Raw genomic sequence first — 24,581 nt, 5'->3', positions numbered from 1 at the left:
CGAAAGTCTGAGGATTTGGGATGGGTTTTAGGCCTTTTGAGATTTTGAAGGACAAAATCCGGGTGGAGGATTTGCCGAAGGGGCCGGAAAGGCCACTTTGCGATGAGGACCCAGAAGAGTTTTTTCGTAAAGTGCGGCCCCTTTCCGGAAAGCCTATCTTTTGGTCCCCGGCTCCCAAAGAGCCGCCCCGCTTCGAAGAGAAGAACTGGCCTCCTCGAAAAATAAAGGTCAGAGTCTGGCAGACCTCGGAATACATAGAAGGCCGTGCCCCGGGGGTGAGTCAAGAAGTGATAAAGGCCTTGAGAGAGGGACGTTTTGCCGTCTCCCGAGTGCTTGATCTGCACGGATTGACCGTGCCGGAAGCCGAATTCGCCTTCTTTGAGTTCATGCGGGAAGCCCTCTTCCGTGGCGAACGGTGTGTGCTCATCATTCACGGTCGGGGGCTTTCCTCACCGGATAAACCGGTGTTAAAAGAAAAAGTAAGGTTTTGGCTCGAGCGGGGGCCCTTACGGCGTCATGTTCTGGCCTACGCCAGTGCTAGACCCTGTGACGGAGGTCCTGGAGCCACTTATGTACTTTTAAGCCCAAAACCATGGAAAACAAAATAAAGATCCCGGCCCACGGTCGCAGGAAGGTTCTCGTTCATGGGTTGCCTGGTTCAGGCAAGACCACCCTCATAGAACGGGTGGCCGAAAGGCTTGCCGGGCCCAAAAAGGGATTCGTAACCCGTGAGGTCCGGGAGGGTGGCCGGCGTGTGGGGTTCAAGATCTATACTCTCGACGGGCGAGAGGCCTGGCTGGCCAAAAGGGGCCGAGGTTGGCCTCAAGTGGGTAAATACAAGGTCTTCCTTGAGACCTTCGAAAAATTGGCCCTTTCCTCCCTTGAGCTGGATAGCTCTTCGGGCGCCACTCCAGTCTTCATCGTGGACGAAATCGGAAAGATGGAAATCTTCTCCGAGGCCTTTCGCGAGCGTATGCGGAAGCTTCTTTCAGGACCAGAGCCACTTCTGGCTTCCGTGGGCTACGGTAAGGTGCCCTTTCTTGAGGAGATCCTGAGTTTAAAGGAGCCTATTTTTTGCGAAATCACGCCGGATAATCGGGATTTCCTAGTAACAAGGATTCTTGTGGAGTTTGAGCGACCTGGACGGCTAATCGTCTTCGAAGGCCTTGACGGCTCTGGGAAAAGTACCCTGGCTAGGGAGGTGTATCAGGAGCTCAAATCTAGGGGGATTCCCGCGATTTTTACCCAGGAGCCCACCCGGGGAGAATGGGGGGAGAAAATCCGGGAACACCTAGCTAAGCGTACCCCGCTTTCCCCCCAGGCCTATGCTGAGCTATTCCTGCGGGACCGTCGGGAACACGCCGAAAAGATCTTAGTGCCGGCTTTGCTTGCCGGCAAAATTGTCATCTGTGATCGTTATTATCCTTCTACCCTGGCCTATCAAGGGAGTGAGGGCCTCGATGTTGAAGAACTGCTCCGTAAAAATGAAACCGTGGCCCCGGTACCAGATCTGGTGGTATTTATAGATGTTTCCGAAGACTTGGCGTTAGAACGCATAAAAGATCGGGGTGAACCCCACGAGCTTTACGAAACCAGAGAAAGGCTTTCGGCCATAAAGGAACTCTATTTTGAGATCCTGCCGCGATTCAATTACCTAAGACTTTCCGGAGACCGACCGGTCTCTGAACTATGCGAGGAGGTCCTTGATGCCTTACCCTATCCGAATAAGGATTGAGAATCTAGAGCTTCGAGCCGAGCTCTTCGATACCGATTGTGCCCGTAGGCTCTATGAGGCTCTACCTATTGAAGCCGAGCCAAGCGAATGGGGGGATGAGTTTTACTTCCGGATACCGGTAAGCTGCGAACCGGATGAGACCTATACCGTAAAGGTGAAGGTAGGGGATATTGGCTACTGGCCTCCAGGTCAGGCCCTGGCCATCTTCTTCGGTCCCACCCCGGCTTCTACCGGCCCGGATCCGGTTCCGGCAAGCGAGGTAAACCTGGTAGGTCGTATCCTTGACGATCCCTCTAAGCTTAAAGAAGTAAAAGGCGCCCACCTCATTCGCATTGAGCCTCTTTAATTCTCTTACCGGCCTTGACTTTTGATTTTGATTTGAATTAGAATTCAAATTATGAATGGCCGTTCAAAAAGGAAGGCCTGGCGTGAGGAGGTTGAAAGGGAGATTCTTGCGGCCGCGCTTTCGGTCTTCTCGGAAAGGGGCTTTCATCGAGCTAAAATGGTGGAGATTGCCGAAAGAGCCGGGGTGGCGGTGGGAACCCTTTATCAGTATTTTCCAAGCAAAAAGGCCCTTTATGAAACCCTTCTCTTTGAGACCGCCTCAATGATACACGAAAGGGTGATAAAGGTTCTTTCTGAGGAAGGCCCTCCGCAAGAGGTCCTGAAAAGGTTTCTGGAAATAAAGCTTGAGACCCTTCGTGAAAATGAGATCTTGCTCAAACTTCACCTTCGGGAACTCTGGGAGGCGAGATTCCGCGGGGTGCATACGGAAAAGATTCGGGCTCTTTTTGAGGACTATCTGGAAAGGCTTGCCGGAATACTTAAAAAGTTACCCTCTCCCCTTTCCAAGAATCCTAGATTTTACGCCGCCTTGGTGGACGGGGTGATCGCCACCGCGGTGGTGGAAGCACTGGAAGGGAAGATGCCATTTCCCAGATCGGAAGATCTGTGGGAAATCCTTACCCGGGCCCTCATTCCGAAGGAGAAATAAATGGAGAACAAACACCGAAGACTGGCGTTATTTATCCTTCTCGCCATCTTTATTACTCTTCTCGTTTTTCTGGCTCGTTTTCTCTGGCACCGCCACCTTTACGCCGTGACCAACGCCGTTTTTGTGGAAACCGACTCCCTGGTCTTTGTATCCTTTGACAAGGTAAACGGAAGACTCAAGAAACTTAACAAGGAAGAAAGCGACCGAGCCTCGAAGGGGGAACTTCTAGCCGAACTCGACGATACCACCTACGCCCTAAGGGTCAAAAACCTTACGGAAAACTTAAAGGCCTTGCGGGAAAAGGCCAAGGCCCTTGCGATAGAGATCGAAAGGCTCAGAAAGGAGCTAACCCTTAGGGAGGCCCAGATCGGAAACGAAATTGAAAGATTTCAGGCCGAAAGGGAGGCCCTGAAAAATGAACTTGCGGCCCTTGAGGTGGATTTATCCCAGGCCGAGCGGGACCTTAAACGTTTCAAGCGTCTTTTGGAGGAAAAACTGATCCCGGAGCATCGCTTCGAGGAGGTTGAGAACAGGGTGCTCGGGCTCCGTGAGAAAAGAAAGGCCCTTTTGGCCCGGATAGATTCTCTCTCAGCCGCTATCCGCGCCACTCAGAAGGAAAAAGAAATCGTAAAAAACCAGCGCAAACTCATTCGAGAAAAAGAAAAAGAGCTTTTGGCCTTAAAGGCTCAGATCAAGGCCCAGGAGAAGGCCCTTGAGGAGGCCCAGGTCCTGCTTTCCTACTGCAAACTTAAAAGCCCGGTCTCGGGCTATATTGCCAAACGCTTCCACGCCGAAGGCGACGTAGTGGCCCACGGGGAGCCGGTTTATGCAGTGGTGGATTTTTCTAAACTGTATGTTCTGGTTCTTCTTGAGGAAACTAAGCTTCGGGGCGTAAAACCCGGCTGTGAAGCCAAAATAAGGATAGACGCCTATCCCGGCCGAATCTTTTACGGCGTAGTGACGGCCGTACTTCCGGCAACCGCCGCCAAGTTTGCCCTGGTTCCGCGGGATATTTCCGCCGGAGAGTTTACCAAAGTGGCCCAAAGGATTCCGGTAAAGATCAAAATTACCAAAGGGGACATCTCCCTTTTAAGAGTGGGACTCGGGGGAGAGGTTGAAATTAAAAGGAAATTCTAATGGCTGAAGCCCCGGTTACCCAAAGTTTTTATTATCCGGTCTCTCCCCTGGATCGGGTCCTCATCACCTTCATCGTAATGACCGGTTTTTTCATGGCTATTCTTGATACCACCATCGTAGATATCGTGGTTCCCAAGATGATGGGCCCGCTTTCCACCGACCTTTACGGCATCCAGTGGGTGATCACGGCTTACATGACCGCAGCCGCGGTAGGCCTCATCTTCGTGGTTTCCCTGGCTCCGAGGATCGGCTATGCCTGGACCTTTCTCTCCGGGCTCACCCTCTTCACCCTTTCCTCGGCCATGTGCGGTTTGGCCGGAAGCCTTCCCTCCATGGTCTTCTGGCGAGTGATGCAGGGGCTGGGGGAGGCCTTCATTGCGGCCTCGGCCCAGACCATCCTCCTTGCGGTCTACCCCCCGGAGAGACAGGGCCTTGCCATGGGCATCTTCGGCCTGGGGGTAAGCTTTGCCCCGGCCCTGGGGCCGACCCTCGGAGGGTTTCTCACCGAACACCTCTCCTGGCGCTGGGTCTTTTACATCAACCTCCCGGTAGGCGTCCTCACCCTGGTGGCCGGACTTTTCTTTCTTCCCCGTGCAATCGGCCGCACCGGCCGTTTCGAATTCAACCCGATAAGTTACATCTTTCTCACCGCCTTCACCATTTCCCTGCTGGTACTCCTCTCGAAGGGCCAGCAGCTTGGCTGGTTCCAGTCCACCGTGATCGGGACTCTGGCCTTTGTCTCGGCTCTGGCCCTGGTGGCTTATCTCATAAGTGAACTTCTTTCCCGTAAACCCCTGCTTGATCTTTCTATATATCTCATCCCCGAGTTCGGCCTTACCATGGCCTACCACTTCTTTGTGCTTGGTTTTTCCATGTATCAGATTTTTTACCTCCTTCCCCTCTATTACGAGAACCTCAAAGGCCTTACCACTTTCCAAGCCGGGCTTCACATGCTGGCCTTTGCGAGCTGTATCGGCCTTTTTTCCGTAATCTCCGGGGCCTTAAGCGACCGGTTTAAACCGGAATATCTGCTGGTGGCAAGCTTCTTTATCTATTCCTTTGTGTCCGTATTTCTCCTCCCGCGCCTCAATTATTATACCCCGGCCTTTACGGCCGCCCTTTACACCGTACCCCTGGGAATGGCCATTGGAACCTTTTTCCCGCCCCTTACCCGGATCACTTTAAGCAACCTCGGGCCCCGGACTGGCCTCGGGGTGGTCCTTATGCATTATCAAAGATTTATCGGGGGTTCTTTCGGAACGGCTATAGCCACCAATACCCTCACTTATCGAACCGATTTTCATTTTCAGGAGATCACCGGCCTCCAGAATCGCGTTCTTTTTGAGAAAGCCATCCAGAAAGGAACGGCCTTTCTTGAGCCCTTTTTTCCCTCTGAGCTTGCCATCCGGAAGGCCAAGGCTCTCATGTTCAAGGTGGAAAGTCTCTACGCCGCAAGTTACGCCTTTCAGGACACCTTCCGCCGCACCTACTACTTCGCCCTCCTCGGGGCCGTCTTCCTCTTCATCCTCTTTTTCCGCAACCTTTACCGGAGCTATCAAGCCCGAAGGGAGGTGAGGGCGTGAAAAAGATATTCTTTCTGGCCCTGAGTTTATTTTGCCTACTCGGTCCTGCCTTGAGAGCTGAAGAAAACCTTTTTTCCCTTGAGGAATGTTTGAGACTCGCTCTTTCCCGGTATCCGGCCTTAAAGGCCGCTTTGGCAAGAAGACAGGCCGCGGAGGAAAGGGAAAAAGCGGCCTTTCGGGAACACTTTCCAAAACTCTATACCGGATATGAATATCGGCGCTATCGGGATCAGGAGATCATAAAAACCCCCTTCGGAAATTACCCCATAAAAGACCGAGAGGAGGCCATTTTTGCCCTCACGGTGAAACTGCCCGTGTTTCACGGGCTGGCCATTTCCACCCGCCACGATCTAAAGAAGCTTGCGGTTAAGGTCTCGGAGGTGGAGGAGGCCCGGGTAAAGCAGGAACTTATCTTTCGGGTAAAAGAGGCCTACTTCCGGCTGGTTCAGGCGGAAAAAGAGCTTGAGCTTGCCAGAAAATCCCTTGAAAGACGGAGGACTCACCTCAGGGATGTTCAAGGATTTTTCCGAGAGGGACTGGTGGCTAAAAACCAGCTCCTTCAGGCCGAAACCGAGGTCAAGGAGGGCGAATACCGGCTCCTTTCAGTCGAAAATCAGGTAAAGGTGGCCCGTTCCAGACTGAATCTTCTGCTTCAGCGTCCCCTTTCCGCCCCGCTCAAAGTGATTCCTGTGTTCCCCTTGAAACCAGTAAAAGAGCCTTACGAAAAACTTCTTGAGCTTGCCCTTCAAAACCGGCCGGAGGTAAAAGCCGCGGTTTTAGCCGTAAAGGCCAAGGAAAAGGAATTAAGGCTTGCCCGGAGTCGCTATTTTCCCTGGCTCGACCTTGAGGCCCAGTATTACAAAAGGGGAGACACTCTGGATCTATCCGAGAACCCTTACGGTGACAGAGAAAATGCCTGGGTGGGCCTGAGTCTCAACTGGGAGCTCTGGGACTGGGATATTCGCGGTCGGGAGGTTGCGGCCGTACGGGCCGAACTTCTATCTCAGAGGGCCCTCTTAAAGGAAATAAAGGATCGGGTGGGGCTTGAGGTGCGCGAGGCGCTTCTTTCGCTTTCCGCCGCCGAAAAGAAAATCGAGGTGGCCCAAAAAGCCTTAGCCGCAGCTCAAGAAAACTTCCGGCTCAACCGAGCCCGGTTTCGCGAGGGCCTGGCCGACACCACGGATGTTATGGATGCCGAAACCCTGCTTACCCGGGCTCAAACTCACGAGATTGCGGCTCTCGCGGAATACGAGATTGCCAGGGCCAGATTGTCTTACGCCGTGGGACTGCCGGAACTTCCCTGACGCCGTTCCACGGTGATCACGGTGTGCACATTTCCCCGGGGGTTGAAGTCCCCCACCACCTTAAGCTCCCTGGGCTCAAGGAGTTTCCAGAGGGCGTCAAAAATCTCGTTGGTAGCGGCTTCGTGCGAGATATAGCGCCCACGGAATTTGTTAAGCCAGAGTTTCAGAGAGCGTAGTTCCACGATCTTTTTGTGCGGGAGATAAGAAATTTTAATGGTAGCAAAGTCCGGATAGCCCGAACGGGGACACAGACAGGTGAACTCCGGGAAGGTGATGTCTATACGATAGTCTCGGTCGGGATAGGGATTGGGCCAGGCCTCAAGCTCGGCCTCTTCAATAGCCCGCTCTCCGTATCTCTTTTCCTCAGCCATAAAAGTTAGATGGCGCGCCCGGGAGGACTCGAACCTCCAACCTTTGGATTCGTAGTCCAATGCTCTATCCGATTGAGCTACGGGCGCGCTTGCTTGTGATTTTAATGCCAGGGAGTTAACTTGGCAAGAGGATAAGATTCCTGTAATTATGGAGGCGAGACCTCAAGAGGAGGCATCTATGGCGGCTATTATGGAAGATTCCTTGCCCACCGAAGGGCAAGGGGCCAAGATCATTCTGGGTGAGCCGGTACAAAAGGGCTACTTTTACGGCTATGAAGGGATCGTGCTGCACGAGGAAGGCGGAGAACAGGCCATCATGATCCTGGAGACCCCTTTCTGGGGACGAATTCTCTTTATAAATGGCACCGCGCAGTTCACCTCTCGGGATGAGTTCATCTATCACGAAGCCTTGGTGCACATCCCTATCCAGGCCTTTCCAGAGGGCAAAGTCAAAAGGGTTCTCATCTGTGGAGGTGGAGACTTCGGGGCCGCTCGGGAGGTCCTCAAGTATCCGGAAGTGGAAGAAGTCCTCATCGCCGATATCGACCCCCGAGTACCGCGAGTAGTAAAAGAATTTTTCCCGGAGCTCCTTCCCGAAAATCCGGATGATCCGCGTCTCAAGCTCCTAACCGTGGATGCCTTTAAGCTGGTGGAAGATCTCGTAAGCCAGGGGCAAACTTTCGATCTCGTGATAATCGACTCCACCGATCCGGATATTTCTACCTCCGACTTCACCCTGGAACTCTCGCATTCCTTGTTTAGCGAAGATTTTCACCGGCTACTTCTAAAACTGGCCCCGGGAGGAGCCATTGTCCAGCAGGCAGCTACTCCCTTTACTATGAAGAACATCCTCGAAGGCTCTTACAAGGTCTTTACCAACGTCTACTCCAAAGGAGAGGTCTTCTGTTATCGGGCTTCCATTCCCTCCTTTGGGGGGGACAACGCCTATGTGTTGAGGTTCCCTGGAGGAGACCCTGGCGAACCTCGTAAAAAGAGTGTTCCGGCGACCAAGTATTATACCCACGAGGTCCACCGGGCCTCTTTTGCCCTGCCCAAATTCTGGCTTACGGAGGTCTTGAATCGCAATGCCTAGGATCATAGGGATACTCGGTTCGCCGCACCCCTTTGGAGGTTCGGGCTCTCTTCTGCGTTGCGCCCTTTACGCCGCCGAGGAAGAAGGCGTGGCTACCGAATTGATAAGCGTGTATGCCCAAAAGATCGAACCCTGTATCGGTTGCGTCCAGGAAGAGGAACCTACGTGTAAATATCCGTGTATCTTCGAAGACTATGGCAAAGAGATCCTCCAGAAACTCAAAAAAGCTGACGGCTATATCATAGCCTCGCCGGTTTACTGGTATGGCCCCTCCGGGCCGTTAAAGATCCTTATTGATCGCATGACAGCCCTCGAAAACATGGTGGCCTTTGGAGAGCCCAGTTATGTGGAGGGCAAAGCCGTCGGGGTGATCACGGTGGGGGCAGACGCCGGGGTGACCCTTTCCGGGGCCTATCTGCTGACGGTATTGAACGCCATGGGAGCCGTGATCCCACCTTGGGCCCACGCTTACTCCCATCGTGGAAAAGAGGCCATTTTCGACGACCGGGCCGCCATGGACGCCATCAACGTGGGACGCCTTACCGCTCGCCTGGTAAAAATTTTAAAGGGCTATTCGGAAAAGTTGGCTTATAAGGAAGATCTAGATCAACTTGAAAGAATTCGTCAACGAGTATTAAAAGATAAAATGATCTGGGAAGAAGAAAATGAGCGCGATGAACTTTATGGAAAATCCGGTTCTTAAGGCCATCTACGGACGGAGGAGCATCCGGGAATATACCCAAGAGGTTCCTCCCCGGGAACTTGTTCTTGAAGTCATAAGGGCCGGTATTTGGGCCCCTTCAGGGCTCAACAACCAGCCATGGCGGTTTGCTATCGTCTGGAATGCGGAAATAAAGGAGAAACTGGCCGAGCTTACCCGCTACGGGGAAATCATCCGGCGGGCACCGGTGGTGATCGCCGTCTTTTTGGATCAAGCTGTCATGTACCACCAAATAAAGGACCACCAGTCCGCCGGGGCTTGTCTGGAGAATATGCTTCTAGCAGCTCATGCCCTAGGACTCGGAGGGGTGTGGCTGGGAGAGATCCTCAAAAATGGAGATAAGGTGCGAGAGGTCCTAGGGCTTCCAGAGGGGCTGGAGCTGGCAGCCGTGGTGGCCCTGGGATATCCCAATGATCGCCGTAAACGGACCGGACGCAAACCCCTTGAAACCTTCATTTTGAAGGAGATCCTTTGAGGTGGAAACTCCTTTTTTTAATCATCGCTTTCTGGGTTAACACGGCCTCGGTTTGGGCTCTAAAAATAAAGGATCTAAGTGTGGCTCCTTATGGGGATTATCTTCTGCTCTACGCCTATCTTGAAGAACTCCCTTGGCAAGATCTGCGAGAGGCTTTGAGGCATGGTCTAGGGTTGAGCTTTACTTATCAGATAGAGGTTTATCGTATCCGAAGATTTTTGAGGGACGAGAGGGTAACCGTTCAGGAACTGACCCGTACGGTTTATTACGACCCTATCAAGAATGTTTTTTTCGTACAAACCGTAGGGGCCTTGGAGGCGCCTTTTAGGGCTGGTTCCGCAAGGCAGGCCCTTGCGATAGCTTCCTCCTTGGAAGGATTACCCCTACTTCCCCTTTCCCGCCTTTCGGCTCAGGCCAACTATCGCTTGAAAGTCCGGGCCGTGGTCAGGAAATTTACCAAAACCGGCTGGCCCAAAAAAATCATAAAATTTTTGCTTTTTAGAGGCGACACCTTGGAGACTTCCTGGGAAAACCTCAGGTTTTCGTTATGAGGTCCGAACTAGAGGAAAGACTCAAACGCCGCCGAGAATTTCATTTAATACTGATAGGACTTATCCTTTTTACTCTTTTTGCCTTTTTGGAATTTAAGGCCTTTCAGATCCTGCCTTTTAAATTTTCTGGCCAAAATCTCATCATCTTTGCTCTCATCCAGATCAATCTCATCCTCCTGCTACTAGTCATCTACCTGGTCTTACGGAACCTCTTGAAGACCATTTTCGAGGCCCGGAACAGTCGACTTTCCCGTAGCCTACGTCTAAAATTGACCCTTTCTTTTGTGGTGCTCAGTTTTATTCCAGCTCTGCTTCTTTTTGCGGTTTCTCACCGTTTCATTGAGACCAGCCTGGAGTACTGGTTCGGTAGCAACCTAGATCAGCAACTGGAGAAGGCCCTTTTCGAAGCTCGGGCTTATTACCAGGATAAAGAACGGGAGATCTTGGTAAAGACCCAGAACTTTATTAATAATTATGTAAAAAAAACCCGAAGACTTTCCTCTAAGTACGTTGGGCGCTACCGGAAAAAACTATCCCTTGCAAGTCTTGAGATTTATGATGCCCAAGGACGTCTCCTCAAGAAATCGTATGCCCGAGAGATTAAGAATCCTCTAGGCATTCCCCCTTCCCTTCTTTCCCAGATACTTTCAGAAAAGTCTCCCCTTTCAGAGACCAGCGATCTGGAGGGCAAAGTCCTTTTGAGGGTTTTCGTGCTCACAGCCTTCAAACAACAGCCCGTAATTGTAGCCGGTGGAGAATTTCTTGATCCCGGGCTTGAAAAGCTCATCAAGGATATCAGTTCCGGAGTAGGTCTCTATCAACAGCTCAAATTCTTAAAAGGACCCTTGAAGACCTCGCTTCTTTTGGTGCTACTTTTGGTGACCCTTCTTACCATCTTTGTGGGTTTATGGTTTGGGATGCGTTTTGCCCGAAGACTTACTGAGCCCCTTCAGGAGCTCACCGAAGCCGCAGGCCGGATTGCCTCCCGGGACTTTGAGGTTAGCCTTCCGCAAGAGACCTCGGACGAGGTAGGTGTTCTGGTGCGGGCCTTCCGGGAGATGGCCAGGGAGCTCAAACTCTATCGGGAAAGGGTGGAGGAAACCACTCGAGCCCTTTCTGAGGCCAACGAGGAGCTCTCCCGCCGCACGGCTTATCTCGAGACCGTCCTAGCCCATATTACGTCCGGAGTTATAGCTGTGGATCAAGAGGAAAGGATTACCCTCCTCAATCGCCGGGCCCGGGAACTCCTTGACTTAGAACCATCGGCTTCGGGGAAGAGCTTGCATGATGTGCTTCCCGAAAGTCTTTACCTAAACTTTAAGGATCTCCTAGAGAAGGTACCCCGTGATAGACCTCTTAGCACTCCGGTGAGATTGTATGAAGGTGAAAGGCATCTGGTACTGGGGATTACGGTTATTCGGCTTCCAGAGGAAGCCTTTCCGGGCTATCTTTTTATACTTGAGGATTTTACGGAAAAGGAACGCATGGAAAGACTAGCCGCTTGGCGGGAGGTAGCTCGCCGTATTGCCCACGAAGTCAAGAATCCTCTTACCCCTATTCAGCTTTCAGCCCAGAGATTGCGACGCAAACTCTCTGGGAAACTATCTCCCGAAGACGGAGAGATCCTTTTTCGTTGCACTACTACCATCGAGAACCAAGTGGAGGAACTTAAACACCTAGTAAATGAATTTTCGGCCTTTGCCAGGCTCCCTGGACTTAAACTCAAGGAAAACGACCTGACAACGGTGATAAGGGAAACCATTGCCCTTTATGAAGAGGCCCACCGAGAAATCGAGTTCCGCTTCGAAGCCGGAAAGGTGCCGCCTTTTCTGTTCGACCGGGACCAAATGAAACGGGTCCTCCTCAACCTTTTTGACAATGCCATTTCGGCCCTTTCCGGCAAGGGTATGATAGAGGTCAAACTCTACCGAGAGGGAGAATGGGTCTTTTTGGAGGTGACTGATAATGGTCCCGGGATCCCCTCGGAACTCAAGGCCCGGTTGTTCGAACCTTACGCCTCGGGTAAGGGAAGCACGGGACTAGGACTGGCTATCGTGAATTCCATAGTGCAGGGCCATGGAGGGGAGATCAGAGCCGAGGATCATCAACCTCACGGGGCTCGTTTCATCGTAAAACTTCCCTTCCGCCGGAGGGAAGATGCCTGAGATCCTGGTAGTGGATGACGAAAAGAGCATCCTTGAGAGCCTACGGGACATCCTTGAGGACGAAGGCTATCAGGTGCGGTGTGCCGAGACCGGGGAGGAAACCCTGCGGATACTTGAAGAAAATTCCCCGGATCTGATACTACTAGATATCTGGCTTCCTGGGATGGACGGCCTAGAGGTCCTTTCCAGGATCAAGAAAGTCTATCCCCACCTTCCGGTCATCATCATCTCCGGACACGGGACTATTGAGATGGCGGTAAAGGCCGTAAAGCTCGGGGCCTTTGACTTTTTGGAAAAGCCGCTTTCCTACGATCGGGTAGTGGTTTCGGTGGAAAACGCACTGAGATTCAAGGCCCTTGAGGAGGAGAACATTCGGCTTAGGGCCCGCCTCAAGGAGCCCGGGCTTACCGGCGAGTCTCCGGCCATAAGGGAGGTGCGGACCCTCATTGCTCGGGTAGCTCCCACGGATGCTACGGTGCTCATCCAGGGGGAATCCGGGGTGGGCAAGGAGGTGGCTGCTCGGATGATTCATCGGCTTTCCCATCGAGATCGGGGGCCTTTCGTGGAGGTGAACTGTGCGGCCATCCCGGAAACCTTGATCGAGTCTGAGCTCTTTGGGCACGAGAAGGGAGCCTTCACCGGAGCCACTCAGGCCCGCAAGGGCAAGTTCGATCAGGCCCACGGGGGAACCCTTTTCCTTGACGAAGTGGGCGATATGAGCCTTTCTGCTCAGGCCAAGGTCCTGAGGGTGCTTCAGGAAAAACGCTTCCAACGGGTGGGCGGAGACCGCTTGATTGAAGTGGATGTGCGGATTATTGCGGCCACCAACAAGGATTTAAAAAAGGAGATCGAGGCCGGTCGTTTTCGAGAGGATCTTTACTTCCGTTTGAATGTGGTGCCTATCACCATTCCTCCCTTGAGGGAACGACCAGAAGATATCCCTCTTCTGGTGGAGGAGTTCTTGGACAACCTTTCGCGGCATAGTGGCCTTGGCCGCAAGACCTTGGCCCCGGAGGTCCTAGAGGTCTTAAAGAGGTATCCCTGGCCCGGGAATGTGAGGGAGCTCAAGAACCTAATCGAACGCCTGGTAATCATCTCCCTTGGCGAGGAGATTACCCTGAACGATCTCCCGAGAGAGTTTCTGGAATATGCTGAAAAGGTTCCAGAAGAAGAACTTCCCCCCTGGTTTGTTGCCGATAGTTTTAAGGAGGCCCGGGAGCTTTTTGAGCGAGAGTACCTTAGACGCAAACTCGAAGAATTCGGAGGAAACATCAGTCGTATGGCCGAGGCCATTGGCTTGCGCAGGAGCTATCTTCACCGTAAACTCAAGGCCTTGGGACTTTCTCGGTAAGATCCATGAGATCCTTCCGCAGGAATCTTTATGAAAAGGACTTTCTGGTTACCTTTGAGCTGGTTCCGGGAAGGAGTACTCGTACTCGGCACTACCGCGATATCATCGGGTTTGCCGAGAAGGTAGCCGAAGACGGGCTTTTCGATGCTTTATCTATTACGGACAACGCCGGGGGGCACCCGGCACTGGCCCCGGAGGCCCTGGGGCGGGAACTCAAACGCATGGGCCATGAACCTATCATCCATTTCTCCTGTAAGGACAAGAACCGTAACAAGATCGAAAGCGATCTTCTGGCCTTGGATCGTGAGGGTCTGCACAATCTTTTGATTCTTACTGGAGATTATCCCCGTTACGGTTATCGTGGCCGGGCCAAACCGGTCTTCGATCTGGACTCGGTTTCCTTGCTTCGTCTTATTTCCGAGATGGAAAAGGGCTTTCTACTCCCGCCAGAAGTTCCTGGTGGAGGCATTACTCTGCCACCTATTCCTTTTTTTGCCGGCTGTGTAGTCAATCCTTTCAAGTGGTCCGAGGCCGAGACCGTAACGCAATACTACAAACTCATACGAAAGCTCCGGGCCGGAGCCCGGTTCGTGATTACTCAGGTGGGCTTTTCAGCCCGCAAGTTTCAGGAATTGAAGTTTTTTCTCGAAGAAGAGGGGTTTGGAGAGGTTCCAATTTTGGGAAGCATCTTGGTAATGGATGTCCGGCTGGCTCGCATTCTTTATCGGGGGGCGGTTCCTGGGATTACGGTCACGGAAAGGCTCCTTAAGACCGTAGAGGCCGAAGCCCGGAGGCCGGACAAGGGACGGGAGGCCGCTCTCCTCCGAGCGGCTAAACTCATGGCCCTCTTAAAGGGGTTGGGGTTTCAAGGTGCTCACATCTGTGGAGCTCCGCTTGATCCGGTGGCCGCAAGGGAACTCCTTGCCATGGCTGAAGAGTTCTATCCTTCCTGGAAGGAATTTCTGCCGGAATTTTCTGAGGCCCCGGAGAGAAGCTTTTTTCTTTATGATAGAGATCCGGAAACCGGTCTCAATCTCCGCAGACGTCGTGGCCTCTCTCCACGAAGTGTAAGGAGCCTCACTTTCCTCTTTTCTGGTCTGATACATCGTCTCTTTTTCTCATCAAAGGCCCCTTTTTTCCGCCTGACTAAGAGCTTTTTTGAGAGGCTTTCCGGAAGCCGGTTCGAAAAGTATTTTGCTCGGCTGGAATATGGCTTCAAGAAACCCCTTTTTGATTGTCAGGAGTGCGGGGATTGTACGCTTGGAGAGTTGGCCTTTCTTTGTCCTCAGAGCCAGTGTGCCAAATATTTGCTGAACGGCCCCTGTGGGGGGAGCCGGGATGGCTGGTGTGAAGTCTATCCCGGTAAGCGTCGCTGTGTTTACGTAAGGATTTACGAGAGATTGTCACCGGAGGAACGACGGAAGAAGCTCCTTGAAAACGAGATCCCTCCCCGCAATTGGGCCCTTTATCGAACTTCCTCCTGGCTCAATTTCTATCTGGGAAAGGACCATCATAGTTTACTGACCCACCGGAAGAGTTAGAAGAGGCGAAAGGATCTTGCCCTTGGAAGCCTCAAGCGCGAAGAGTTGCTGGAGTAGAATGAAGGTGGACTTGGTGGGGAGGTCAGTATCGAGGATGTAAAACCACCTTCCTCGGTATTTCACGGCTAGGGCGGCTTGGGAGGGGAGTTTCTCGCTCGTGCGAACGCAGAAAAGGTCTTCTAGCATTTCCTGCCAGGAAAAGGGACGCCCATCGGGATAGCGGGTAATGGTCACCCGACCGCCTTGCAGATCCTCCTGGGGAACCTCGAGACCTTGGGAGAGATAGAATAAGACCCCAATGAGGGAACGGGTTTCGATGCGTATGTGCCGCGGTCCAGAGGGAGTTTCTGGCCCTACGAGAGGATAATAAGGGGCCTTCTCAAGCTTGAGGATATGGCGTATCTCGTCGGTAACAGGAAGATCTTCGGCCCGTGAGTCCAGCATAAGGACCGGGAGTGTCTGATGGTCTTTTTGGAGGAAGAGGAACTTGATAAGTCCTTTCTTACGGAGGATCTCCAGTTTTCGGCTCAGAACTAAAAAGTCCTTAAATTCTGGGGCTTCGGCCGGAGTGGGACCAGAAGCCGTGGGCGCGTTTGGAAGGTCGTTTATGGCCTGTACGCAGAGCCTTAGGACCCGGTCCACCCGCCAGCCAGAATTTAAGAGCAGGATCAGGTGTTCTATTGGAATGGGTGAAAGGAGCCTCTTGGCAAATTCTTCCCCCTGAAGGGGGACGAAGGTAAAGGTAGGTTTGGTGGCATAGGAGAAACCGAGATTCAGGCTGTAGGAGTCCGGAAAGACCTCGTTGATCTTTACGCCTCCGGAAAAATCGCTAGAGAAGGCATATTGGCTGGAGATGCTCGTGACTTCGAGGAATATCGGGGGTTCTCCATACCGGAGTCGGACGAGATTGAGTAGCATCTGTTCGGAGAGGGCGTGTTGCAAGGCCTTATTGAAGCCTAGCGAAGACTGTTTGAGGGTAGGGCCATGCTGAAAGCCGCAGGCCGAAAGGAGTAGAAAAGCACAAACTAGGATCGCTTTAAATGGAAGATGGGTCTTCATTTTTGACCAATTCTTTGAGTGTGATACAGACTTCTTGCCAATCACTTTGGCCCTCCTCGATTCTATCCATCAGGGTTTCGAGTTCCCGAGTAAACTCTTCCGAAACGTAATGTGGAAAGGCTTGCCTTAAAGTTTCATATACTTCTTTTCCTAGATGGGTAGGGACCAGGCGACCGGCTTTTATAGGCTTCACGTAATGACGATGAAGGAGGGTGGAGACGATTTCGGCATAGGTTGATGGCCTTCCCAGCCCCCGGCGTTTCATTTCCTGAACCAGGGTGCCTTCGGTAAATAGCGGAACCGCCGAAATGGCCGAAAGTGTAACCTTTTCCGGTTGAGCTGAGCCTTCGGGACTAAAGAGTTCTATGCGGTCCCAGAATTTCTCAAAGCCCTGAACCAAGATCTCCACCGGGACTTCTTCCTCCCACTTGAAATCTTCCGCCTTAAAGAGCAAACGGGCTTTCTTTACCACCGTATTACGGCACTGACTAGCCATGAAACGACGGAAGATGAGGTCGTAGAGCCGGATCGCCGTCCGTTCTTCCTCAAGATGAAGTAACCCATGAGCCACTCGGGAACGCAATTCCCCCGTATCCCAAGGTCTAGTGGGTCTTATGGCTTCATGGGCTCCGCTATCGGCCCAGCCTCGAGGCCGGAAATATTCGGCCCCGAGGGTCTTTTCGATATAAGGTCTGGCTACCTGGAAACGACCGGCTTCCGAAACCCGGGTAGAATCTGTACGGTGGTAGGTGATGAGTCCACTCTCGAAAAGTTGTTGCAAAAGCTCCATGGTCTTACGGCTCGAAAGCCCCAGGCGTGCATGGGCCTCTTCAAGGACACTATCAGTGGTGAAAGGCGGTGGAGCCTGAAGAGTTTCTTCCCTAAACTCCAAAAGGTGCCATTTTAGCGTAGAAAGCTTTTCGAAGGCCCTCCGGGCCTCTTTGGCGTCCTCGAACTCCCGGTCGAAACGTCTTCCAGAAAGGTAAAAGCTCAGGCGATACTTTCGGCGGGAGGCCTCGCGGGCCCTTTCTATCACCCAACCCAGGACCGGAGTCTGTACTCGGCCGGCTGAAAGCCCTCGCCGCGAGAAAACCCGCCAGAGATACCGGGAAAGGGTAAAACCCACCCAGCGGTCTGCTACCCGGCGGGCAAGTTGGGCCTTTACCCGGGGAAGGTTGAAATCTCGAGGGGTCGAAAGGGCTTCCTTCAGGGCCCGAGGAGTGACTTCGTGGAATTCCAGTCTTTTGATATTTCTTTGAAAGGGTCTGAGAGTAATGAAAAGATCGTAAGCGATTTTTTCCCCTTCAGCATCGGGATCGGAGCCGATGAAGACCTCGTCTACCGTAAAAGCCAATCTTGATAAGGCCGAAAGGATCTCGCCCTTGTCTAACACTTCTCCCGGACACCTTTCCCGCACCTCCTCCGGATCTATCAATTCCTCGCCGGTTTCCCGACACCGTTTGATGGTGTCAAAGATCGGCACAAAGGCTCCGTCTGCCTTTTGAACTCCGAAGATTCCTCGCCGACGGGAGAGATTGAAAACGTGTCCCAAGGAGGCAGTGACCATGAGAAGGCCATTTTCCGTAGGGATTTCATAGACCGTAAGGCTTCCCAATCTGCGCTGGGAGGGTCGCCCCCAGAAAGAAGCTATGGTACGAGCCTTGTGGGGAGATTCCACCACCAGGAGAGTGCTCTTAACCTCCAAAGTTTGACCTTTTCGCGTGTCTTTGCGGGCCTCGGTGAGTTTGCGGGACTCTTCTGCAAGGTCCAACTTCGAAAGGGGGATGAAGGCTGGAGGTTCTCCTAGAAAAAAGGTCAGGCGATGGACAAGACTTACGAACGCCTTTGAATCCTCGGCAAGGACCAAAGAGAGCCCTGGTAGCACCCTTCCGGCCGAAAGCCTGGAGACCCGTCCCGAGGCCTGAAGATAGGTGGCGGCGTCCCCTACCACCACCCGAAGCCCATCGTCTGTCTCTTCAAGAAAGACTTCCTCCGATTGTTTGAGTCTTTCTTGAAAGGCAGGATCGTTCAGGTGCTTTTCTAAAAAATTACGGATCTCCCTTATCCGTTTTGCTAGGCGAGGATAACGGTGGAGATCTTCGGCTCGGAGGGTGAAATAAGATTTTAGGTACCTGAGGTAGGAAAGGGCGGTTAGTTGATCGTCGTTTTCGAAAAGCGGGAGCAGGGCCGAAAGGAGATTCTGTAACCTAGCCGGGGTATCCTCGAGCTTCAAGGGGAAAACGTGCTTGGGGACCCCTACAAATACAGCGTATCTCAGGATTTCCGGCAGATCTATTCCGCGAACCAAGGGGTTGGAGAGATGCGAAAGTCCCACCGCGACCTCGAATTCTCCGGCCCTGAGCCGGGCCATGAGCTTTTCAGGTTTCTCCTCGAGGTAGGAGATGGCCTTGATGCCTTGCGATCGTAAAAACTGGGTGACATCCTCCACCCGGTCCTTCCCAAATTCTTCGGAGAGAAAGACCAGTCCTCCAGAACCGAGGACTTTGATGAGTTCGGTCGCTCTCTGAAGGAGTCTCTCTCGGGTAAGCACTTCATAAGTGTCGGTGATGTTTCTAAGGCTCGAGACCGCCCGCTGGATGTCGAAACCCAGAAGGTTCTGAAAGAGCGCTAGGCGAGCTCCGCGTGGTTTTAGGGTGGCAGAGGAAAGGAGGAGCTGTCCTCTCCCGGCTCGAGATCTTATAATCTTCAGCCTCTCGTAATCCTCGGGCGTTTTGCCCTTTTTAAGGGCTAGGGAGAGTTCTTCCTCTGTAAAGCCAAGGATCTTGAAAAGGGTCTCTACGTGACGGGAGTTCTTGAGGAAGGCGTCTACGTCATCCACAAAGACCAGGGAAAAACTGGCCTTTTGGAATTCTTCGGCCTGTTTGTACATGAAGGCCGAGGTGGCCACCAGGATTTCATAGTCTCCGGAAAGGAAGGCTTCTTTTTCCTTTTTCCGGCCGCGGTAAGCAAGGATCGATCTCTGAAGCCCGATCTTTTCGGCCATCTCAAGAAGCCTAGCAGCCAGCTGTTCGCAAAGTAGCCGGGTGGGGACCAGGATCAGGTTCTTTCCAGGGAGGAGAAGAAGACTCAACAGTCCGAAAGTGGTCTTGCCCGTGCCGGTAGGCGCGACGATAGCAAAAGATTCTCCTAGAAATAGTCTTTTAGCCCAGGAGAGTTGGAGGGAAGAGGGTTTTAGTCCCAAGGCCTTTTCAAAGGCCTCCTGAAACCGGACGAGCTCTTTCTCTACCCGACAGAAAGGTTCAAACCCTAAAAGTTTGCGATTTTCCTCTAGGGCCTGACAGGGATGGTTTTTGAGTTCGGGAAGACAGGTTTCACAGGGAAGTCCCTGAGCGAGGCGGGTGTCGCTTATCTCATGGCCACAATTCGGGCACCCGTGGGCGATCTTGAAAAGCATCAGTTCTTATTTTCGAGCACAAGCCACCTCTCGACTAGCCTTTCGGCACAAAAGACCAGGGATTCTAAGTCGAGATATTCGGTGGCTCTTAAATCGTAAAGGATCTTGGCCTCTGGAGAAAGCCCCTCTTCTGGATCTCCTCGCCAAAAATAGACTCGAAGGGGCACCCGAGGAAGAACCAGTATTTCGACGGCGAGATCAGCCTCTCCTGAGAGCTCCCGGGACCGAAAATGGGATATGAGCGGACGTAGGTCTTCAAAATCTTCGTTTAGAGCCCGGGCAAGTTTTTCTTCCGCGTAGCGCCTCAAGGTAGCCACTTTGGAGATAGAATTCGGAAAAGTCTCAAGGCCTACGAATTCTCCGGTGAGGGGTTTGTACCCCTGAAAGATTACGTAATTATAGAGAAGAATCTGGTCCCTGGGGTCCAGTTCCAGGCCGTCTAACCGCCGGGCGTTCTTTTTCGTAAGTTCAACCTCCCCATCGAGATAAGGAATGTGTAGTCGGCCGTATTTATAGCTCAGACCTAATCCCGGAGCCGCCTTTTCAAAATTTACATTTTGGACTTTCTTTTTGATCTCTTCGAGAATGCGGTAGGCCTGATCCAATTCGGAAGCCGGCTTGGGAGCGACTTCTGTGGGTAGCTTAGCGAGATCGAGATGGGGGCATTCTTCGGGCAAGCGTTTGCCTGTAGTTAGAGCCATTGCGAAGGCCAGGCAGCTGACTTCTCCACACTTTCCACAGTTCGTTTTGGGTAGGATTTTGATAATTTCAAGTAGGGCAAAGCCCATGATCGCTATGATAGCATGGAGCTGATTTTTTTGAAAGAAAAACTTTTTAGAGGTATAATATATCTTAATTAATGCGGCCCGAAATAGGGAAGGGGGTAGGGCAAGATGTTCAATATAGGTGATGTAGCGGTTTATCCCGCCCACGGCGTAGGTGTCATTGAAGCCGTGGAAAGTAAGGTTATCGGAGGCCAGGAAAAGACCTTCTATGTCATGCGAATTTTAGAGAACAACATGACGGTTTTGGTGCCCAAGGACAATGCCCACAAGATTGGCCTTCGAAGCGTAATTTCCAAAGACGAAGCTCAAAAGGTCTATAGCATACTTAAAGAAAAAAGACCCTCTCTCAACCATCAGACCTGGAATCGCCGGTATCGGGAGTATATGGAAAAGCTCAAAAGTGGTTCTATTTATGAGGTAGCCGAAGTCTTAAGGGATCTTCATCTGGTAAGCCTCCAAAAACCCCTTTCCTTTGGTGAAAGGAAACTTTTTGATACGGCTCACAACTTATTGGTGAAGGAACTTTCGCTGGCTGAAGGGCTGAAGGAAGAGGAAGTAGAAAGGAAAATACAAGAGGCTTTATCTTAAAAGACGGGGGGTATTTTGCGACGATATTTGGTTCCGTTTATTCTAGTTTTTCTGGCGGCGGTTAGTGGTTTTGTAGTTTTTTGGTATTTCACCCCTAGGGGGAAAGAAGCTTATTCTCCTTGGATAGGGTTTTTAGCTGGGGCGGCGGTAGGTTTCTTGGTTTTATGGGTCGAGCGTCTTATACGGAGACTTCCCCTTTCACAACTTTTGGGAGGGGCTATTGGTCTCCTTCTAGGGCTGGGGTTGGCCAAGCTCTTTTCCTCCTTTTTCCAGATCCTGGACCAGGGGGTGATTTCGACCTTTATTTACGTCATGCTGGCCCTGGCTCTAGGATATTTGGGGCTTGTAGTCGGCGGACGGCGTGTTCGAGAACTTCGGATACTTGAAGGGCTTTCGTATCCCTTCTCGTACGTCTCCAAGCGGCTTCCGCGGAAGGAATGCCCAAAGGTGGTGGACACTAGTGCTATTATTGACGGACGCCTTGCAGATATTTGTGAGACCGGCTGGCTGGATGGTCCCCTTTTGATCCCGAATTTTGTCCTTTCCGAACTGCAGCATATTGCCGACAGTCGCGATCCCATTCGGCGCGGAAGGGGGCGAAGGGGCCTGGATGTCCTCAATCGCATACGGGAGTCCGGCCGGATAGAGGTCCGTTTCATCGATCAAGACTATCCAAAGATTCGGGAGATTGATGCCAAGCTGGTGAAACTCTGCCGGGATCTTCGAGCCAAGCTTATTACTACGGACTTCAACCTAAACAAAGTGGCTCGACTCAAAGGGGTGGATGTCCTTAATGTCAATGAACTGGCTATGGCTTTAAAGCCAGCGGTGACCCCGGGTGAAGAACTTCGTATCCAAGTCCTCAAGGAAGGGAAAGAAAGGGATCAGGGAGTGGGATATCTAGAGGACGGGACTATGGTGGTGGTAGAGGGGGGGCGCGGCCTTATCGGAAAAGAAGTTTCCGTAGTGGTCTCAAGTGTCCTACAGACTCCTGCCGGACGAATCATCTTTGCTCAGCCCAAGGCCGAGGCCAAGGCCGCCTGATTCGTCGTGTCTGGTATAAGGATCCTTCCTGAAGAGGTAAGTCGCCGAATCGCAGCCGGCGAAGTCATTGAGCGGCCGGCCTCCGTGGTGAAGGAACTGGTAGAAAACGCCCTGGACGCCGGGGCTCGCAAGATCCGGGTAGAACTCGAACGGGGTGGGACCTTGCTTGTTCGGGTGAAGGACGACGGTGAGGGCATGCCCCCCGAAGACCTTCGGCTCTGTTGGCGGTCACACGCTACGAGCAAGATTTCTTCTGCCGAAGACCTTTTCAGGATCACCACTTACGGTTTCCGCGGAGAGGCCCTTTTCAGTATTGCCCAGGTTTCAAGACTTACTATTGTAAGCCGTCCCCGAGGGACTGAACACGGCTTTCAGCTGGAAGTGGCTTTCGGTAAGGAGGAAGCCTTTCGGGCCTCCCCTTCGGGTTACGGTACGGTGGTGGAGGTTAAAGATCTGTTTTCAGAGTTTCCGGCTAGAAAGTCCTTTCTAAAAGGCCCGCGGGCCGAGGCCGGAAGGGCCCTCGAGGTCCTAAAAATGCTCGCCCTCGGAAGGCCGGAAGTTAGCTACACCTTTTTCCATGAGGGCAGGGAAATCTTTTCTTTTGCCGGCGGTTCGAGAAGGGCGCTCCTTTCGAAGATGCTCAAAATTTCTGAGGAGGTTCTTTTAGAAAAGACCTGTGAAAGAAAAGCCTATCGTTTAGAGTTAATCCTGACGGAACCTTCATCCGGTCTCGCTACTTCGCGCTATCTTTTCGTACTGGTAAACGATCGGGTGGTGAAGGACCGACGCCTGGTCTCCGCCCTTCTTGAAGGCTTGAGAGACTATTTCCCTGGGGGCCGCTATCCGGCAGGGGTGCTGGCCCTCTATCTGCCCCCACATCTCGTGGACGTGAATGTCCATCCCGCCAAATGGGAGGTCCGTTTTCGGGAAGAACAGGAGGTCTATGGTTTGGTCAGATGGGCGGCTGAGAGGGCTTTGGCCAATAGGTTAGTGGTTCCTGTAACTACCTCTTCCGAAGAAGATCTCCCTCTTCCATCGAAAGATGTTCTTCCTGCGGAGAGACCTTCATCTCAGTCCATCGAAAGTCTCTTCTCAAAGCCCGCTATTCGTGAAGCACAGGAGGTTTATCCCGTAAAGGAGGCTGCCGAGGATAGGCCACGATTTTTGGGCTTTCTCAGGAATACATATCTTCTATTTGAAACCGGTGATGGCCTTCTTCTCCTTGATTTCCATGCCGCTCACGAGAGATTGATATATGAAGAACTAAAAAGAAATCTTGATAAAGGGGCCTGTGGGCGCGAAAGCCTTCTCTTTCCGGTGGTTTTCGAACTTTCGGAGGAGGCCCGAGAAAAGCTCTTACGGGAGAGGGAGCTTTTTGAGAGGTTGGGTTTCGGCCTGAGAGAGAGCGGGCCTCGGGAGGTTCTGGTGGAAGAGGTCCCGGCGGGGTTCGGTCCTGAAGCTGTGGAGGAGCTGCGTGGGATCCTCGAAGAAGAATTTCGGGCCCCGGAGAAATGGCGGGAAGAGATCCTTTCGCGCCTTGCCTGTCGTCGGGCCCGTAAGGCCGGAGAGCGCTTTTCCCCTGAGGAGGCCCAAGAGCTTCTGGCCCGGATCTTGAGTGAGGGGTTTGTTCGTTGTCCCCACGGAAGACCGCTTTATCTTATATTTTCTTGGTATGAGCTTGAAAAACGCTTCGGGAGAAAGCCTTAAAAAGCTCGTGGCTGTGGTGGGGCCCACCGGAGTTGGCAAGACCGAGACGGGCCTCTTTCTGGCCGAGCGATTTTCTGGCGAGATCGTAAACTTCGATTCCGTTCAGGTTTACAAGTATCTCGATATCGGGACCGCCAAACCATCTGCCTTTGAAAGGTCTCGAGTACCTCACCACCTGATAGATTTTCTTGAGCCGGACGAACCTTTTAACGCTGCCCGCTTCGTAGAGTTAGCCGATCAGGTCATCGACGAGATTACCGCCAGGGGACATCTGCCCATTCTGGTGGGTGGCACAGGGCTTTACTTGAAGGCCCTATTGCACGGTCTTTTTCCGGTGGAGGTTCCCGAGGAGTTGCGAGCCAGGCTCAAAGAAAGGCTTGAGCAGGAGGGGCTATCCCTTCTGTACGAGGAATTGAAAAAGGTAGATCCCGAAGCCGCGGCCAAGATCCATCCTCACGATGGGGTAAGGATCCTTAGAGCTCTTGAGGTCTATTATGCCACCGGGCGTCCTTTTTCGGCTCTGGCCAGAGAACACGCCTTTGCCAGCCGGCGCTATCTGGTCTTGAAGGTCGGTCTCACTCTTCCACGGGAAGAACTCTACCGTCGCCTAGAAGCCCGGGTGGATCGTATGCTTTCCGAAGGTCTCCTCGAAGAGGTCAAAGAGCTTCTGGCCCGGGGTTATTCGCCAACTCTCAAACCCCTTCAGTCCATAGGCTATCGTCATATGATCGCTTATCTTCAGGGCAAACTCTCTTTTGAAGAGGCTGTGCGCCTCATGAAACGAGATACTCGCCACTACGCCAAACGGCAGCTTACCTGGTTCCGGGCGGATCCGGAAATCGTATGGTTCCAACCGAACGAGAAGGAGCAAATCGCTCATAAGGTTCAGGAATTTCTCGTATAGCCTTGAAAATAGAAAGTATTTGTTTTAAAGTCATTAAACTTAAAAATCTGAAAAACGG

The 24,581-nt window shown here is 52.4% G+C and carries 22 protein-coding genes and 1 tRNA gene; 18 read left to right on the top strand and 5 right to left on the bottom strand.

Annotated elements, in window-relative coordinates; all coding sequences use genetic code 11:
• The first annotated feature begins 20 nt into the window (after window positions 1–20).
• The 7 genes from TDIS_RS04375 to TDIS_RS04345 are packed head-to-tail and all read left to right on the top strand — an operon-like array spanning window position 21 to window position 6,753.
• A complete protein-coding gene (locus tag TDIS_RS04375; protein ID WP_068669715.1) occupies window positions 21–608 on the top strand; it encodes a Smr/MutS family protein in 588 nt (195 codons plus the stop codon).
• Window positions 593–1,735 (top strand): dTMP kinase, encoded by a 1,143-nt coding sequence (gene tmk / locus TDIS_RS10790; protein WP_084270957.1) that lies wholly within the window; start codon window positions 593–595, stop codon window positions 1,733–1,735. The genes TDIS_RS04375 and tmk overlap by 16 nt, the downstream gene beginning before the upstream one ends.
• Window positions 1,707–2,081, top strand: a complete 375-nt coding sequence (locus TDIS_RS04365) for a cyclophilin-like fold protein (protein ID WP_068669713.1) — start codon at window positions 1,707–1,709, stop codon at window positions 2,079–2,081. Before tmk ends, TDIS_RS04365 begins: the two co-directional genes overlap by 29 nt.
• 51 nt (window positions 2,082–2,132) lie before the next feature.
• Entirely contained in the window at window positions 2,133–2,729 is a 597-nt protein-coding gene (locus tag TDIS_RS04360; protein ID WP_068669711.1) for a TetR/AcrR family transcriptional regulator, read from the top strand.
• Entirely contained in the window at window positions 2,730–3,866 is a 1,137-nt protein-coding gene (locus TDIS_RS04355; RefSeq protein ID WP_068669709.1) for an HlyD family secretion protein, read from the top strand. It abuts the gene before it with no gap.
• The gene (locus tag TDIS_RS04350) at window positions 3,866–5,449 is read left to right on the top strand and encodes a DHA2 family efflux MFS transporter permease subunit (RefSeq protein ID WP_068669707.1); all 1,584 of its coding nucleotides are present in this window, start codon (window positions 3,866–3,868) and stop codon (window positions 5,447–5,449) included. Before TDIS_RS04355 ends, TDIS_RS04350 begins: the two co-directional genes overlap by 1 nt.
• Window positions 5,446–6,753, top strand: coding sequence for a TolC family protein (locus TDIS_RS04345; RefSeq protein ID WP_068669705.1), 1,308 nt, complete (start codon window positions 5,446–5,448; stop codon window positions 6,751–6,753). Before TDIS_RS04350 ends, TDIS_RS04345 begins: the two co-directional genes overlap by 4 nt.
• Here TDIS_RS04345 and queF read toward each other — a convergent pair.
• Window positions 6,723–7,124: a preQ(1) synthase gene (queF, locus tag TDIS_RS04340; protein WP_068669703.1), complete on the bottom strand. Its 402-nt coding sequence runs from the start codon at window positions 7,122–7,124 to the stop codon at window positions 6,723–6,725. The two genes, TDIS_RS04345 and queF, sit on opposite strands and share 31 nt — an antisense overlap.
• A gap of 10 nt (window positions 7,125–7,134) precedes the next feature.
• Window positions 7,135–7,211 (bottom strand) — tRNA-Arg (locus tag TDIS_RS04335).
• Between the two features lie 91 nt (window positions 7,212–7,302).
• On the opposite strand from TDIS_RS04335, the gene TDIS_RS04330 reads away from it, so the two are divergent.
• Genes TDIS_RS04330 through TDIS_RS04300 form a run of 7 tightly spaced genes read left to right on the top strand, consistent with a single transcriptional unit; the run spans window position 7,303 to window position 15,021 of the window.
• The gene (locus tag TDIS_RS04330) at window positions 7,303–8,217 is read left to right on the top strand and encodes a spermine/spermidine synthase domain-containing protein (protein ID WP_068669701.1); all 915 of its coding nucleotides are present in this window, start codon (window positions 7,303–7,305) and stop codon (window positions 8,215–8,217) included.
• On the top strand, window positions 8,210–8,920 hold the full coding sequence (locus TDIS_RS04325) for a flavodoxin family protein (RefSeq protein WP_068669699.1): 711 nt from the start codon (window positions 8,210–8,212) through the stop codon (window positions 8,918–8,920). Before TDIS_RS04330 ends, TDIS_RS04325 begins: the two co-directional genes overlap by 8 nt.
• A complete protein-coding gene (locus TDIS_RS04320) occupies window positions 8,901–9,413 on the top strand; it encodes a nitroreductase family protein (RefSeq protein ID WP_068669697.1) in 513 nt (170 codons plus the stop codon). Before TDIS_RS04325 ends, TDIS_RS04320 begins: the two co-directional genes overlap by 20 nt.
• Window positions 9,410–9,964, top strand: a complete 555-nt coding sequence (locus tag TDIS_RS04315) for a DUF4390 domain-containing protein (protein ID WP_068669695.1) — start codon at window positions 9,410–9,412, stop codon at window positions 9,962–9,964. Before TDIS_RS04320 ends, TDIS_RS04315 begins: the two co-directional genes overlap by 4 nt.
• On the top strand, window positions 9,961–12,129 hold the full coding sequence (locus TDIS_RS04310) for a sensor histidine kinase (RefSeq protein ID WP_068669693.1): 2,169 nt from the start codon (window positions 9,961–9,963) through the stop codon (window positions 12,127–12,129). The genes TDIS_RS04315 and TDIS_RS04310 overlap by 4 nt, the downstream gene beginning before the upstream one ends.
• On the top strand, window positions 12,122–13,480 hold the full coding sequence (locus TDIS_RS04305) for a sigma-54-dependent transcriptional regulator (RefSeq protein ID WP_068669691.1): 1,359 nt from the start codon (window positions 12,122–12,124) through the stop codon (window positions 13,478–13,480). Before TDIS_RS04310 ends, TDIS_RS04305 begins: the two co-directional genes overlap by 8 nt.
• A gap of 5 nt (window positions 13,481–13,485) precedes the next feature.
• The gene (locus tag TDIS_RS04300; protein WP_068669689.1) at window positions 13,486–15,021 is read left to right on the top strand and encodes a methylenetetrahydrofolate reductase C-terminal domain-containing protein; all 1,536 of its coding nucleotides are present in this window, start codon (window positions 13,486–13,488) and stop codon (window positions 15,019–15,021) included.
• On the opposite strand, the gene TDIS_RS04295 is transcribed toward TDIS_RS04300, so the two are convergent.
• Genes TDIS_RS04295 through TDIS_RS04285 form a run of 3 tightly spaced genes read right to left on the bottom strand, consistent with a single transcriptional unit; the run spans window position 14,998 to window position 20,283 of the window.
• Window positions 14,998–16,080, bottom strand: coding sequence for a hypothetical protein (locus TDIS_RS04295; RefSeq protein WP_068669687.1), 1,083 nt, complete (start codon window positions 16,078–16,080; stop codon window positions 14,998–15,000). The genes TDIS_RS04300 and TDIS_RS04295 overlap by 24 nt on opposite strands.
• Window positions 16,058–19,495 carry a reverse gyrase gene (gene rgy / locus TDIS_RS04290; RefSeq protein ID WP_068669685.1) on the bottom strand — a complete coding sequence of 1,146 codons (3,438 nt, stop codon included), beginning with the start codon at window positions 19,493–19,495 and terminating at the stop codon, window positions 16,058–16,060. The genes TDIS_RS04295 and rgy overlap by 23 nt, the downstream gene beginning before the upstream one ends.
• On the bottom strand, window positions 19,495–20,283 hold the full coding sequence (locus TDIS_RS04285) for a DUF3786 domain-containing protein (RefSeq protein WP_068669881.1): 789 nt from the start codon (window positions 20,281–20,283) through the stop codon (window positions 19,495–19,497). The genes rgy and TDIS_RS04285 overlap by 1 nt, the downstream gene beginning before the upstream one ends.
• Before the next feature lie 105 nt (window positions 20,284–20,388).
• Between TDIS_RS04285 and TDIS_RS04280 the strand changes: the two genes are divergently transcribed.
• Genes TDIS_RS04280 through miaA form a run of 4 tightly spaced genes read left to right on the top strand, consistent with a single transcriptional unit; the run spans window position 20,389 to window position 24,523 of the window.
• Window positions 20,389–20,868 carry a CarD family transcriptional regulator gene (locus TDIS_RS04280; protein WP_068669683.1) on the top strand — a complete coding sequence of 160 codons (480 nt, stop codon included), beginning with the start codon at window positions 20,389–20,391 and terminating at the stop codon, window positions 20,866–20,868.
• A 15-nt stretch (window positions 20,869–20,883) separates the two neighbouring features.
• Complete coding sequence (locus tag TDIS_RS04275; RefSeq protein ID WP_084270955.1) at window positions 20,884–21,912, top strand: PIN/TRAM domain-containing protein; 1,029 nt, start codon at window positions 20,884–20,886, stop codon at window positions 21,910–21,912.
• A 6-nt stretch (window positions 21,913–21,918) separates the two neighbouring features.
• Complete coding sequence (gene mutL / locus TDIS_RS04270; RefSeq protein WP_068669679.1) at window positions 21,919–23,619, top strand: DNA mismatch repair endonuclease MutL; 1,701 nt, start codon at window positions 21,919–21,921, stop codon at window positions 23,617–23,619.
• Window positions 23,591–24,523: a tRNA (adenosine(37)-N6)-dimethylallyltransferase MiaA gene (miaA, locus tag TDIS_RS04265; protein ID WP_244147477.1), complete on the top strand. Its 933-nt coding sequence runs from the start codon at window positions 23,591–23,593 to the stop codon at window positions 24,521–24,523. Before mutL ends, miaA begins: the two co-directional genes overlap by 29 nt.
• Window positions 24,524–24,581: the final 58 nt, after the last annotated feature.

The sequence above is a fragment of the Thermosulfurimonas dismutans genome (genome assembly GCF_001652585.1).
GTDB classification, from domain to species: Bacteria; Desulfobacterota; Thermodesulfobacteria; order Thermodesulfobacteriales; family Thermodesulfobacteriaceae; genus Thermosulfurimonas; species Thermosulfurimonas dismutans.
This window is presented reverse-complemented; position numbering and strand designations above follow the sequence as displayed.